Source organism: Mycobacterium sp. 4858 (genome assembly GCF_900240975.1).
Taxonomy (GTDB): Bacteria; Actinomycetota; Actinomycetes; order Mycobacteriales; family Mycobacteriaceae; genus Mycobacterium.
Map to the genome: position 1 here is coordinate 169,789 of NZ_LT968776.1, position 12,942 is coordinate 182,730.

At 68.3% G+C, this 12,942-nt stretch carries 11 protein-coding genes and 3 pseudogenes; 7 read left to right on the forward strand and 7 right to left on the reverse strand.

Features of this window, described 5'->3' with window-relative positions; genetic code table 11:
* The 4 genes from C1737_RS08955 to C1737_RS08970 all read left to right on the forward strand — a co-directional run bounded on the left by C1737_RS08955 (nucleotide 1) and on the right by C1737_RS08970 (nucleotide 2,248).
* Nucleotides 1-1,053 carry an Lrp/AsnC family transcriptional regulator gene (locus C1737_RS08955; RefSeq protein WP_102417917.1) on the forward strand — a complete coding sequence of 351 codons (1,053 nt, stop codon included), beginning with the start codon at nucleotides 1-3 and terminating at the stop codon, nucleotides 1,051-1,053.
* A 38-nt stretch (nucleotides 1,054-1,091) separates the two neighbouring features.
* Entirely contained in the window at nucleotides 1,092-1,577 is a 486-nt protein-coding gene (locus C1737_RS08960; protein ID WP_068094019.1) for a polyketide cyclase, read from the forward strand.
* 86 nt (nucleotides 1,578-1,663) lie between these two features.
* On the forward strand, nucleotides 1,664-1,891 hold the full coding sequence (locus C1737_RS08965; RefSeq protein ID WP_067923458.1) for a deoxyribodipyrimidine photolyase: 228 nt from the start codon (nucleotides 1,664-1,666) through the stop codon (nucleotides 1,889-1,891).
* 57 nt (nucleotides 1,892-1,948) lie between these two features.
* Nucleotides 1,949-2,248 carry a hypothetical protein gene (locus C1737_RS08970; RefSeq protein WP_068094016.1) on the forward strand — a complete coding sequence of 100 codons (300 nt, stop codon included), beginning with the start codon at nucleotides 1,949-1,951 and terminating at the stop codon, nucleotides 2,246-2,248.
* Between the two features lie 43 nt (nucleotides 2,249-2,291).
* Here the strand turns inward: C1737_RS08970 and hisS are convergent, their stop codons facing one another.
* Nucleotides 2,292-3,563, reverse strand: coding sequence for a histidine--tRNA ligase (hisS, locus tag C1737_RS08975; RefSeq protein WP_102417918.1), 1,272 nt, complete (start codon nucleotides 3,561-3,563; stop codon nucleotides 2,292-2,294).
* Nucleotides 3,560-4,234, reverse strand: a complete 675-nt coding sequence (locus tag C1737_RS08980) for an MBL fold metallo-hydrolase (RefSeq protein WP_067923464.1) — start codon at nucleotides 4,232-4,234, stop codon at nucleotides 3,560-3,562. Before C1737_RS08980 ends, hisS begins: the two co-directional genes overlap by 4 nt.
* Before the next feature lie 117 nt (nucleotides 4,235-4,351).
* Between C1737_RS08980 and C1737_RS08985 the strand changes: the two genes are divergently transcribed.
* Nucleotides 4,352-5,251, forward strand: coding sequence for a peptidylprolyl isomerase (locus C1737_RS08985; RefSeq protein WP_102417919.1), 900 nt, complete (start codon nucleotides 4,352-4,354; stop codon nucleotides 5,249-5,251).
* 126 nt (nucleotides 5,252-5,377) lie between these two features.
* A pseudogene (locus C1737_RS08990) lies at nucleotides 5,378-6,214 on the forward strand (serine/threonine-protein kinase); the annotation flags it as partial.
* Nucleotides 6,215-6,276: 62 nt separating this feature from the next.
* Here C1737_RS08990 and C1737_RS08995 read toward each other — a convergent pair.
* Together C1737_RS08995 and C1737_RS09000 are read right to left on the reverse strand one after the other, a co-directional pair.
* Nucleotides 6,277-6,930: pseudogene (locus tag C1737_RS08995) on the reverse strand (serine/threonine-protein kinase); the annotation flags it as partial.
* Between the two features lie 126 nt (nucleotides 6,931-7,056).
* Nucleotides 7,057-7,659, reverse strand: a pseudogene (locus C1737_RS09000) (peptidylprolyl isomerase); the annotation flags it as partial.
* Between C1737_RS09000 and C1737_RS09005 the strand changes: the two are divergent.
* Nucleotides 7,550-8,275, forward strand: a complete 726-nt coding sequence (locus C1737_RS09005; protein WP_102419867.1) for a peptidylprolyl isomerase — start codon at nucleotides 7,550-7,552, stop codon at nucleotides 8,273-8,275. The pseudogene C1737_RS09000 and the gene C1737_RS09005 sit on opposite strands and share 110 nt — an antisense overlap.
* A 30-nt stretch (nucleotides 8,276-8,305) precedes the next feature.
* Here C1737_RS09005 and C1737_RS09010 read toward each other — a convergent pair whose 3' ends face one another.
* The 3 genes from C1737_RS09010 to C1737_RS09020 are packed head-to-tail and all read right to left on the reverse strand — an operon-like array spanning nucleotide 8,306 to nucleotide 12,942.
* The gene (locus C1737_RS09010; RefSeq protein WP_067923491.1) at nucleotides 8,306-10,699 is read right to left on the reverse strand and encodes a bifunctional (p)ppGpp synthetase/guanosine-3',5'-bis(diphosphate) 3'-pyrophosphohydrolase; all 2,394 of its coding nucleotides are present in this window, start codon (nucleotides 10,697-10,699) and stop codon (nucleotides 8,306-8,308) included.
* 43 nt (nucleotides 10,700-10,742) lie between these two features.
* Nucleotides 10,743-11,285, reverse strand: coding sequence for an adenine phosphoribosyltransferase (locus tag C1737_RS09015; protein ID WP_067923471.1), 543 nt, complete (start codon nucleotides 11,283-11,285; stop codon nucleotides 10,743-10,745).
* A gap of 7 nt (nucleotides 11,286-11,292) precedes the next feature.
* Entirely contained in the window at nucleotides 11,293-12,942 is a 1,650-nt protein-coding gene (locus C1737_RS09020; RefSeq protein WP_102417920.1) for an ABC transporter substrate-binding protein, read from the reverse strand.

The window sequence follows — 12,942 nt, forward strand, 5'->3', positions numbered from 1 at the left end:
ATGATCGATCCCTTGGACGGACAGATTCTCCATGCCCTCCAGATCTCGCCCAGGGTGTCCTTTCGCCGCATCGCCGAGGTTGTCGGAGCGAGCGAACAAACGGTTGCCCGCCGCTACCACCGTTTGCGCCGAAACGGAGTCGTGCGCGTCGTGGGGCTGGTGAATCCCGGGGTCGACGGCAATGGCGATTGGGCGCAGTGGGTGTGCCGGATACACGCCAAGCCCGATCGCATACCCCAGCTGGCCGACGCACTGGTCCGGAACCCGGACGTTTCCCACGCCAACGTCCTGTCGGGCTGGACCGACCTGGTCTGCACCATCCGGGCACCGCTCGGCGAGAGCCGCGAAGACATGCTGCTGCAACGACTTCCGCGCACGAGTTCGGTCATCGACATCGACATCGAGGTGGTGCTGCACACGTTCGGGCGACCCCCGACCGCGCCATGGACGGGCTACGGCCACAAGCTCAACGCCGAACAGGCCGAACGAATCCTCGACGGTGCCGAGGCGGTGACAACCGGCCGGCCGTCGCCGCCGGCCCCCGAGGACCGGCCCATGCTCAACGCGCTGGCCGACGACGGCCGCGCCCCCCACACGAGGCTGGCCGAACGCACGGGATGGTCGGTGGCGCGAGTGCGCAGACGCCTGGCGGCGCTCGAGGCGGCCGGGGCGTTGCTGTACGACGTCGACGTGCTTCCCGAGCGGCTCGGTTACCACCTCAGCGCCATGCTGTGGCTGACCGTCGCGCCCCGACACGTTCAGCGCGTCGGGGAACAGATCGCCGCGCACGATCAGGTCGCCTTCGCCGCCGCCGTCAGCGGTAGGAAGAACCTGATGGCCGTGGTCATCTGCCGTGACGTCCGCGACCTGTATGCCTACCTTGCCAACCACCTCGGAGCCATCGAGGAGGTCCTCACCTACGAGGTCAGCACCCGCACCCAGCGACTCAAGCAGCACGGATCCGTCATCGCGCACGGACGGCTGATGAACCCCACCCCATCGCGCGTTCCGCGCGGATCGGCGTCGGCGCGCGACAGCCGAGTCGTAGAGTGAGCGACGACCGTGTCGTATCACGACGGCTGCGAGGCACCATGACCGAACGCATCGAGGTTCAACGCACCATCGCGGCGGGGGCGCCGGACATCTTCGCCGTGCTCTGCGACCCGCAGGGCCACGTCGCGATCGACTCGTCGGGGATGCTGCAGGACGCGGACGGCCATCCGGTGAGCGGCGTCGGCGACCGGTTCGTGGTGCACATGGACCGCGAGGCACTGAACGACTTTCCGCAATTCGGTAAATACGACGTCACCGTCGACATCACCGAATTCGAACCGGATCGCCTGATCGCCTGGACGGTTCTCGGGCAAATCCAGCCACCGATCGGCCACGTCTACGGTTATCAGCTCCAGCCGACCGAAGACGGCTCGGGAACGGTCGTCACCTCGTTCTACGACTGGTCGAACATCGACCCGAAGTGGCGAGAAGCCGGAATTTTCCCGATCCTGTCCGAGGGTGCGTTGCGGGCGACTTTGGGAATTCTCGACCGCACGGTCCGCCGCGGTTATCCACGCGGGTAGTTCCCGGCGCGCACTCAATTCGCGACGCGGTTTTGTCGCGCATTCGGGTGGGTATCACGTCGGGGCCCCTCAAGAAAGGACCTGACATGTTGCACTCGGTGATTGTGGCGAGTTCGGACCCAATCGCGGCGGGTTTTATCCTGCGCGGCATCAAGGGGATTTTCGTCGCCATCGGCAGCGTGATCGCCGCAATTGTGTGCGCACTAATCGCAATGATGAAGGGACGCAATCCGCTGGGCTGGGGAATTCTCGGCCTGTTCTTCTCGATCCTCACGTTGATCGTCGTCATCGTCATTCCAAGCAAGAAAAGCTGACGCGTCCCCGTCCCCGATCCACTTCGGGAACCGGGCGGTTCGGGGGTATATTGCGGCATGCGGTTCATCTATGTCGCCACGGCAGTCGGCATGGCCATCGGGGTGCCGATGGCGGCAACGCCAGCCCACGCCGATACGGGCGTGGATGGCTACGTTCATTGCATCGGAGGCGACGCGAAGCCCCCGCCGCCCGGAGTATCCGCAGAAAACTGGTTTCCCAGCGTCCTGGTGATAGCGACGGATTTCAATGGCGGTGTGCCTTCCGCCCAAATCGTCCAGCGATTAGTGGATATGGGAGTCAAGCCGGACGACGCCGCCACCCGAGTGCGGTGCTTTGTGGCCAACCAGCCACACTGACGCGAACACCCCGGCGGCATAGCCGCCGGGCGGATGGCCGCGGTTAGCGGTGCAGAGACGAAAGCACCTCGCCGACAACGGAATCCATGGCCACGGGCACCTGCTCCCCGGTGGCGAGGTCCTTCACCCCGACCGTGCCGGACTCGATGTCCCGGTCCCCCAGGACCAGCGCGATGCGGGCACCGGAACGGTCGGCCGCGCGCATCGCCCCCTTGAGGCCGCGGTCGCCGTAGGCCATGTCGACGCGGACGCCGGAGGCGCGCAGCTGCGCGACCAGCACCGCCAGCCTCAGCTTGGCCTGCTCGCTCAGCGGCACACCGAACACGTCGCAGCGCGTCGTCTGCCCGACGCTCTTGCCCTCGGCGCGAAGCGCCAGCAGCGTGCGGTCCACGCCGAGCCCGAACCCGATGCCCGACAGGTCCTGCCCACCGAGTTCGTGCATCAGGCCGTCGTAGCGGCCGCCGCCGCCGATGCCGGATTGGGCGCCCAGCCCGTCGTGCACGAACTCGAAGGTGGTCTTGGTGTAGTAGTCCAGCCCACGCACCATGCGCGGGTTGATCACATAGGGCACCCCGAGCGCGTCCAGGTGGGCCAGCACGGTGTCGAAGTGCTGCTTGGCGACGTCGGAGAGGTGATCCAGCAGCACCGGCGCGTCAGCCGTCATGGCCCGCACCCCGGGCCTCTTGTCGTCGAGCACCCGCAACGGGTTGATCTCGGCGCGCCTGCGGGTCTCGGCGTCGAGGTCGAGCCCGAACAGGAACTCCTGCAACAGTTCCCGGTATTGCGGCCGGCAGCTGTCGTCGCCCAGCGAGGTGATCTCCAGGCGGAAGCCGTCCAGCCCCAGCGAGCGGAAGCCGGCGTCGGCGACGGCGATCACCTCGGCGTCCAGCGCCGGGTCGTCGACGCCGATCGCCTCCACGCCGACCTGCTGCAGCTGCCGATAGCGGCCGGCCTGCGGACGTTCGTAGCGGAAAAACGGCCCGGCATAACAGAGTTTGACCGGCAACGCGCCGCGGTCCAGGCCGTGCTCGATCACCGCGCGCACCACGCCGGCGGTGCCCTCCGGCCGCAACGTGACCGAACGGTCGCCGCGGTCGGCGAACGTGTACATCTCCTTGGACACCACATCGGTGGATTCGCCGACGCCGCGGGAGAACAGGCCGGTGTCTTCGAAGATGGGCAACTCGATGTCGCCGTAGCCGGCCCGTCGGGCGGCGCCCAGCAACCCGTCCCGCACGGCCACGAACTGCGCCGAGTCCGGCGGGACGTAGTCCGGCACCCCCTTGGGGGCGGAAAACGCCGAGAACTCCGTCACGGGCTCAGGCCTTCGATGAACGGGTTGAACCGCCGCTCGGCGCCGATGGTGGTGGCATTGCCATGCCCCGGCAGCACCACCGTGTCGTCGTCGAGCACCAGAAGTTTTTCCACGATCGAGGTCAACAGGTCACGGCCGCTCCCGCCGTGCAGATCGGTGCGGCCCACCGAGCGCTCGAACAGGGTGTCGCCGGTGAACACTAAGTCTTTCCCGTCTTTCGTCGCCCCGACCACCCGGAAGACCACCGACCCGCGCGTATGGCCCGGCGTGTGGTCGACGTTGACCGTGACGCTGCCCAGGTCGAGCTTGTCGCCGTCCCGGTCCAGCTCGACGACCTGCCTGGGCTCGCGGAAGAAGGCGCCCGCCACCAGCTGCGCCACCCGCGGACCCAGGCCGTAGATCGGGTCTTTCAGCATGAACCGGTCCTCGGGGTGGATGTAGGTCGGGCAGCCGTACGTGTCGGACACCTTCTGCGCGGACCACATGTGGTCGATGTGGCCGTGGGTGAGCAACACCGCGGCCGGGGTCAGCCGATTCTCGTCGAGGGTGCGCCGCAACCAGCCCATCACCCGCTGCCCCGGATCCACGATGACGGCGTCCGTCCCGGGCCGCTCGGCCAGCACGTAGCAGTTGCACTGCAACATGCCGGCGGGGAATCCGGTGATCAACACGGTTCCCAGTTTCCCACGGGCCCCACTTGACACCGGTCGCGGCGCCCACATTAGCCTGAGCTGGCCACCGACGCCTTTGCGGGCCCCAAGACCGACCAACCATGGAGGCATACGGCCGTGCCCACCAATGAACAGCGACGTGCCAACGCCAAGCGCAAGCTGGAGCGCCAACTGGAGCGCCGCGCCAGGCAAGCCAAGCGGCGCCGGATCGTGTTGATCGCCGCCGGCTCGCTCGCGGCCGTGGCGGTGGTCGTCGCCGTGGTGCTCACGGTCATCAACACCAAACACGAGCACAAGAGCAACACCGCCTCGAGCACCACCTCCTCCGCCCCCACCAGCTCCCCGGAGTCGACGACGCCCGCCGGACCGACGCCGCCCGTTCCACCGCTGCCGGCGTTCAGGCCGTCGGCCGACCTGGGCGCCAACTGCCAGTACCCGGCGTCACCGCAACCGGCCGCCAAGCAGGTCAAGCCGCCGCGCACCGGCAAGGTGCCGACCGACCCGGCCCAGGTGAGCGCCAGCATGGTGACCAATCAGGGCCGCATCGGACTGATGCTCGCGAACAACGAATCACCTTGCACGGTAAACAGTTTCGCGAGCCTGATCGGCCAGAAGTACTTCGACAACACCAAGTGCCACCGGCTTACCACTTCGCCGGATCTGGGCGTCCTGCAATGCGGCGACCCCAAGGGCGACGGCACCGGCGGTCCGGGCTACCAATTCGCCAACGAATACCCGACCGACCAGTACCCGCCGAACGACCCGAATGCGCAGCAGCCCGTGCTCTACCCGCGCGGCACGCTGGCGATGGCCAACGCCGGCCCCGGCACCAACGGCAGCCAGTTCTTCATGGTGTACAAGGACTCCCAGCTACCGCCCCAATACACCGTGTTCGGCACCATCCAGCCCGACGGGCTGGCCACGCTGGACAAGATCGCCAAGGCCGGCGTCGCCGGCGGCGGTGAGGACGGCGCACCGGCCTCCGACGTCACCATCACGTCGCTGCTCCTGGACTAGCAGCCAAACACCGCAACGCCGACGCTGATTCGCGCGACCTGCGGGCGGTCCACCGCTTAAGGTCGTCGGGTGGGGTCAGAGTCTTTCGGGCATTACCAATTGCTGGACGTCCTGGGGCGCGGCGGCATGGGGCAGGTCTATCGCGCCTACGACGCCGCCACCGATCGGGTCGTGGCCCTGAAGGTGCTGCCCCCGAACCTGGCCGAGGATCAGGAGTTTCAGCAACGATTCCGCCGCGAGGCGCGCATCGCGGCGAGCCTCAACGACCCGCACGTAGTGCCCATCCACGGCTACGGCGAGATCGACGGTCGGCTCTATGTCGACATGCGGCTGATCGAGGGCCGCGACTTGCTGCAGTACATCGACGAAAACGGAGGACGGCTCAGTCCCGAGCGCGCGGTCGCCGTGATCGAACAGGTTGCCGCGGCCCTCGATAGCGCCCACCAGGTCGGTCTGGTCCACCGCGACATCAAGCCGAAGAACATCTTGGTCACCAACGCGCGCGACTTCGTCTACCTGATCGACTTCGGCATCGCCCGCACCGTGGCCGACACCGCGCTCACGCAGACGGGACACACGATGGGGACCGTCGCCTACATGGCACCCGAACGGTTCAGGGGCACAACGGATCACCGCGCCGACGTCTATTCGTTGGCCTGCGTGCTGCACGAATGCCTCACCGGCAAGCGTCCCTACGCCGGCGACAGCCTCGAGGAACAACTCCACGCGCACCTGAACGTCCCCCCGCCGCGACCGTCGACCACGTCAGCCGGCGTGCCACCGGCCCTCGACGCGGTGGTCGCCCGTGGAATGGCCAAAGACCCCGAACACCGCTACCAGTCGGCGATGGAACTCGCCGAGGCCGCCAGAGCGGCTCTGGCCGGTGCGCCCATGACGTCGAGCCCCCCGCCGCCGGGCGCACCGGCCAGAGCCGCTCTGGCGGCCTCGGCGAGTTCCATCGCCGACTGGTAGCGGTGTTCGGGGTCTTTGGCCATTCCACGGGCGACCACCGCGTCGAGGGCCGGTGGCACGCCGGCTGACGTGGTCGACGGTCGCGGCGGGGGGACGTTCAGGTGCGCGTGGAGTTGTTCCTCGAGGCTGTCGCCGGCGTAGGGACGCTTGCCGGTGAGGCATTCGTGCAGCACGCAGGCCAACGAATAGACGTCGGCGCGGTGATCCGTTGTGCCCCTGAACCGTTCGGGTGCCATGTAGGCGACGGTCCCCATCGTGTGTCCCGTCTGCGTGAGCGCGGTGTCGGCCACGGTGCGGGCGATGCCGAAGTCGATCAGGTAGACGAAGTCGCGCGCGTTGGTGACCAAGATGTTCTTCGGCTTGATGTCGCGGTGGACCAGACCGACCTGGTGGGCGCTATCGAGGGCCGCGGCAACCTGTTCGATCACGGCGACCGCGCGCTCGGGACTGAGCCGTCCTCCGTTTTCGTCGATGTACTGCAGCAAGTCGCGGCCCTCGATCAGCCGCATGTCGACATAGAGCCGACCGTCGATCTCGCCGTAGCCGTGGATGGGCACTACGTGCGGGTCGTTGAGGCTCGCCGCGATGCGCGCCTCGCGGCGGAATCGTTGCTGAAACTCCTGATCCTCGGCCAGGTTCGGGGGCAGCACCTTCAGGGCCACGACCCGATCGGTGGCGGCGTCGTAGGCGCGATAGACCTGCCCCATGCCGCCGCGCCCCAGGACGTCCAGCAATTGGTAATGCCCGAAAGACTCTGACCCCACCCGACGACCTTAAGCGGTGGACCGCCCGCAGGTCGCGCGAATCAGCGTCGGCGTTGCGGTGTTTGGCTGCTAGTCCAGGAGCAGCGACGTGATGGTGACGTCGGAGGCCGGTGCGCCGTCCTCACCGCCGCCGGCGACGCCGGCCTTGGCGATCTTGTCCAGCGTGGCCAGCCCGTCGGGCTGGATGGTGCCGAACACGGTGTATTGGGGCGGTAGCTGGGAGTCCTTGTACACCATGAAGAACTGGCTGCCGTTGGTGCCGGGGCCGGCGTTGGCCATCGCCAGCGTGCCGCGCGGGTAGAGCACGGGCTGCTGCGCATTCGGGTCGTTCGGCGGGTACTGGTCGGTCGGGTATTCGTTGGCGAATTGGTAGCCCGGACCGCCGGTGCCGTCGCCCTTGGGGTCGCCGCATTGCAGGACGCCCAGATCCGGCGAAGTGGTAAGCCGGTGGCACTTGGTGTTGTCGAAGTACTTCTGGCCGATCAGGCTCGCGAAACTGTTTACCGTGCAAGGTGATTCGTTGTTCGCGAGCATCAGTCCGATGCGGCCCTGATTGGTCACCATGCTGGCGCTCACCTGGGCCGGGTCGGTCGGCACCTTGCCGGTGCGCGGCGGCTTGACCTGCTTGGCGGCCGGTTGCGGTGACGCCGGGTACTGGCAGTTGGCGCCCAGGCCGTCGGCCGACCTGGGCGCCAACTGCCAGTATCCGAGCGCGCCGGACGCCGTCGTCAAGCCCGTCAACCCGCCGCCGGCCGGCCGGGTCTCCACCGACCCTCCGCAGATCCCGGCCACCCTTTCCACGAACTTCGGTGACATCGGCATCCAGCTGAGCAACTACGAATCCCCGTGCACGGTCAACAGCTTCGTCAGCCTGGCCAAGCAGCAATTCTTCGACAACACGCAGTGCGCGCGGCTGATCGACTCCACCGACGGGGGATCGCTGCTGTGCGGCGGGCCGGAGTCCGACGGCTCCGGCGGCCCCGGCTATCAATTCGCCGACGAATACCCCACCGACCAGTACCCCGCCGGGGATCCCGCCCTGCGGGCGACCGTGATGTACCCGCGCGGCACCGTGATCATGGCCACCGACGGACCCAACACCAACGGCAGCCAATTCTCCCTGGTTTTCCGGGACTCGGAGCTGGCTCCGCAGAGCACGGTGTTCGGCACCATCACCGAGGCGGGCCTGGCGGTCCTCGACAAGATCACCCAGGCGGGCATCGCGGGCAACCGGCAGAGCGGGGCGCCCACCAATCCGGTCACCATCAACTCTGTGCGCATCGGCTAGCGGAGTCGCCGGCGGGGCCGTCAGGCCGCCTCAGGCGGCGGAGGTCACGCGGTAGACGTCGAACACGCCTTCGACGTTGCGCACCACGTTGAGCAGGTGCCCGAGGTGCTTGGGGTCACCCATCTCGAAGGTGAACCGGCTGATCGCCACCCGGTCATTGGAGGTGGTGACCGACGCCGACAGGATGTTGACCTTCTCGTCGGCCAGCACCCGCGTGACGTCGGAGAGCAAGCGGTGCCGGTCGAGCGCCTCGACCTGGATGGCCACCAGGAACACCGACGACGGCGACGGCGCCCAGTGCACCTCGATGATGCGCTCGGACTGCTGCTGCAACGACGCGGCGTTGGTGCAGTCGGTGCGGTGCACGCTCACTCCCCCGCCGCGGGTGACGAAGCCCATGATCGCGTCGCCCGGCACCGGCGTGCAGCACTTGGCCAGCTTGGACAGCACGCCCGGGGCGCCGGGCACCGAGACCCCGACGTCGTCGCTGCTGCGCGGGCGCCGCAGCATGGTCGTCGGCGTCGACCGTTCGGCGAGATCCTCCTCGGCCTGGTCGATCCCGCCGAGCTCGGCGAGCAGCCGCTGCACGACGTGGCGCGCCGACACGTGCCCCTCGCCGATCGCGGTGTAGAGCGCGGACACGTCCGCGTAGTGCAGTTCACGGGCCACCGCGGCCATGGATTCGCCATTGACCAAGCGCTGCAAGGGAAGTCCGCCGCGGCGCACCTCGCGGGCCATCGCCTCCTTGCCCGCCTCCAGCGCCTCCTCGCGGCGCTCCTTGGCGAACCACTGCCGGATCTTGGCCTTCGCCCGCGGCGACACCACGAACTGCTGCCAGTCGCGTGATGGGCCGGCGTTGGGCGCCTTCGACGTGAAAACCTCGACGACTTCGCCGTTTTCCAGCTTCCGCTCCAGCGCCACCAACCGGCCGTTGACCCTGGCGCCGATGCACCGGTGGCCGACCTCGGTGTGTACGGCGTAGGCGAAGTCCACCGGCGTCGAGCCGTTCGGCAGCGTGATGACGTCACCCTTGGGCGTGAACACGAAGATCTCTTGTACCGCAAGGTCGTAACGCAGCGACTCCAGGAACTCGCCGGGGTCGGCGGCCTCCCGCTGCCAGTCGAGCAGTTGCCGCATCCACGCCATGTCGTCGATCTCGGCGGCGGCGTGCGGATGCGGAAGACCGTTGCGCCCCTTGGCCTCCTTGTACCGCCAGTGCGCGGCGATGCCGTACTCGGCGGTGCGGTGCATATCGCGGGTGCGGATCTGCACCTCCAGCGGCTTGCCCTCCGGCCCGACGACCGTGGTGTGCAGCGACTGGTAGACGCCGTAACGGGGCTGGGCGATGTAGTCCTTGAACCGCCCCGCCATCGGCTGCCACAGCGAATGCACCACGCCGACAGCGGCATAGCAGTCCCGGATCTCGTCGCACAGGATCCGGATGCCCACCAGGTCGTGGATGTCGTCGAAGTCGCGTCCCTTGACGATCATCTTCTGGTAGATCGACCAGTAGTGCTTCGGGCGTCCCTCCACCGTCGCCTTGATCTTCGAGGCGTTCAGGGTGTTGGTGATCTCGGCGCGCACCTTGGCCAGATAGGTGTCCCGGGACGGCGCGCGGCCGGCGACCAGCCGGACGATCTCGTCGTACTTCTTGGGATGCAGGATCGCGAAGGACAGGTCTTCCAGCTCCCACTTGACGCTTGCCATGCCGAGACGATGCGCAAGGGGCGCAATGACTTCCAGCGTCTCGCGGGCCTTGCGGGCCTGCTTCTCCGGCGGCAGGAAGCGCATGGTGCGCATGTTGTGCAGCCGGTCGGCGACCTTGATCACCAGCACCCGGGGGTCGCGGGCCATGGCGGTGATCATCTTGCGGATGGTCTCGCCTTCGGCGGCGCTGCCCAGCACCACCCGGTCCAGCTTGGTCACGCCGTCGACGAGGTGGGCCACCTCGTCGCCGAATTCTTCGGACATCTGCTCGAGCGTGTAGCCGGTGTCCTCGATGGTGTCGTGCAACAGCGCGGCCACCAAAGTGGTGGTGTCCATGCCCAATTCGGCCAGGATGTTCGCGACGGCCAACGGGTGGGTGATGTAGGGATCGCCGGAGTGGCGCAACTGCGTGGCGTGCCGCTGGTCGGCAACCTCGAAGGCGCGCTGCAGCAGCGAGAGGTTGGCCTTCGGATAGACCTCCCGGTGCACCGCGACGAGCGGCTCCAGCACCGGGTTGACCGCGTTGCGCTGGGCGGTCATCCGCCGCGCCAGCCTGGCACGGACCCGCCGCGACGCGCTGCTCGGGGCCTTCAGCGTCTCGGTCGGCGGCTCCAGGGGCTCGGCGGCCTGCGCCGTGGTCGGCTCACCGACCAACAGGGCGTCGCCGACGTCGGTGGGCGCGTCAAGCGCCTGCGCCGCGCTCTTGTCGTCCGCCACGTTGGTCACCTCCGACCTCGAGGATATCGTGCAGCGGGCCGGGCTAGACGCGACTGAGGCTGTGCACCGGCAACTCCGCCACGGCCTGACGCCCCCCGAGCGCGGTCAGCTCCAGGATCACGGCTGCTGCGATCACGGTGGCGCCGGTGCGCTCGAGCAACCGGGCGGCCGCGGCGAGGGTGCCCCCGGTGGCCAGCACGTCGTCGATGATCACGACGTGGCGGCCGCGCAGGTCGATGCCGTCGGCGGGGATTTCCAGCGTGGCGCTGCCGTACTCCAGGTCGTAGTGCTCGGCGTGCACCGGCGGCGGCAGCTTTCCGCCCTTGCGGATCGCCAGCACCCCGGTGCGCAGCCGGTCAGCGACCGCTGCCGCGGCCAGGAACCCGCGCGAGTCGATTCCGGCCACCAGGTCGGCCCCGGAGGCGATCTCGGCCAGCGCGTCGGTGACCGCCGTCAAGCCTCGCGGGTCGGCGAACACGGGGGTGAGGTCCTTGAACTGGACCCCCGGCTTGGGAAAGTCCGACACCTCGCGCAGCAGCGAGGCGATCACGCCGGCCACCGGCGCGCTCCCGCCGACACTCGTCACGGGAGCCTCATTGAACGAGGGCCCATCGGTCCATGTTCCAGCCCGCGCCCCAGCGCGTCGGATTCTTGCTCACGGCGTACATCTTCTTCGACATCAACAGAGTGCGTTGCTGCCGGTAGAGGGGCAAGGTCGGCATGTCACCCCACAGTATCGGCGCCGCCTCGCCCAGCAGCCCGACCCGCTCGGCGGGGTCGGCCGAGACCGCCAGCGCCCCGATCGCACTGTCGACCTGCGGGTTCGCGTAACCCGACAGGTTGTTGCCGTTGCCGCTGTGCAGGTCGTAGGCATCCATGGCCGACGACCCCGTCGACCCGCTGCCGGTGGCCCCGCCGGTGCTGGCCAAGAGAACGTCGATCTTGCCGTCCCGAAGCGCTTGGGGACCCGACGTGTCGAGGGAGACGTTGGCGACGGTGATGCCGGCCGCGGCGCAGGATTTGGTGATCACCCCGACGTTGACCGCAAGCCGCGCGTTGGGCCCGTGGTAGCCGATGCGCACCGTCAACGGCGCGCCACCGAGCGCGTCGCGGGCGGCGCCCGGGTCCGCTTTGCCGAACTGGGCGGCCTCGGCGGCACCGTCACCGGCCGTCGCCGGGTCGTCGGCGGCCGGGTTCAGGCGGGAATTGGCGATCGGCACCCCGGCATCGCGGGCAAGCGTGTCGCGCGGCGTGCACAGCGCCAGCGCGCGCCGGGCCTTGGGCTGCGAGAGCGGCCCCTGCGGCGCGAAGATCAGCTGCTCGATGCCGGCTGAGGGCGAATCGGCGCGGTCGTAGTTGTCCGGTGTGGTCAGCGTTCCCGACGATCCCGCCGCCACGTCGACCACGTCGACGCTGCGGTTGTTGACCCGGTCCTGGATGTCCGGTCCCTGCGGCCAGACGGTGATCCGCTTGGTGACCGCCCTGGGGCCCCACCATCGGTCGTTGGCGACGAGCACCACCGCGCCGCCGTCGAGGATGCGCTCGATCCTGTACGGCCCCGACGACGGGAAGTTCTTCAGGTCCAGTCCGGGCTTGAGGTCCCAGATGGTGTTCCACAGCCGGGCGATCTGCTGCACGAGCGGGGCGTTGTTGCTCAGCAGGGCGGCGGTCACGTCGATGTGGAGTTGGTCGGCGATGACGTGCGACGGCATCAGCGACGTGGCGGTGAACAGCTGGTTGTAGTCGACGATTCCGCGATCGGGAATGAACGACACCCGGGCCTTCTTCTGCCCCGGCATGCATTCGACGTTGGCGATGTCGACGTAACCGGCCTGGGTTGCCGCATTGAATTCGGGGTACCGGCCGGACTGGGCCGCCCATGCCAGCACCAGGTCGTCGCAGGTCGCCGGCTTGCCGTCGGAATAGACGGCGTTGTCGGCGATCTGATAGTCGAGCACCAGCGGTGAACCGCTCACCACCGACACGGTGCCGAAGTCACGGTCGGCGACGGTCTGCCCGTCCGGGCCGTGGTAGCTGAAGCCGACGAGGGTGCGGGCGAACGCCTGCGCCCCGGCCGACGCGGCGCCGACGACGGTGTTGGTGTTGTAGGTGACCAGCGGGCCGTCGACCACGTAGTCGATCTGGGAGGCGGCGCTGCCGGAGCATGCGACCAGCGTGACGGCAGCCACGAGCATTGCGGCCAATCCGATAGCGCCTCCAGCGAGGCGATACCTGGTGGCCAT

What these genes read in the sequence shown, in the direction of transcription:
- C1737_RS09005 (WP_102419867.1), top strand. Translation starts at nt 7,550, where the DNA reads ATGCTGGCGCTCACCTGGGCCGGGTCGGTCGGCACCTTGCCGGTGCGC.
- C1737_RS08965 (WP_067923458.1), top strand. Translation starts at nt 1,664, where the DNA reads ATGTTGCACTCGGTGATTGTGGCGAGTTCGGACCCAATCGCGGCGGGT.
- C1737_RS08960 (WP_068094019.1), top strand. Translation starts at nt 1,092, where the DNA reads ATGACCGAACGCATCGAGGTTCAACGCACCATCGCGGCGGGGGCGCCG.
- C1737_RS08970 (WP_068094016.1), top strand. Translation starts at nt 1,949, where the DNA reads ATGCGGTTCATCTATGTCGCCACGGCAGTCGGCATGGCCATCGGGGTG.
- C1737_RS08955 (WP_102417917.1), top strand. Translation starts at nt 1, where the DNA reads ATGATCGATCCCTTGGACGGACAGATTCTCCATGCCCTCCAGATCTCG.
- C1737_RS09020 (WP_102417920.1), bottom strand. Translation starts at nt 12,942, where the DNA reads ATGGCCACCAGGTATCGCCTCGCTGGAGGCGCTATCGGATTGGCCGCA.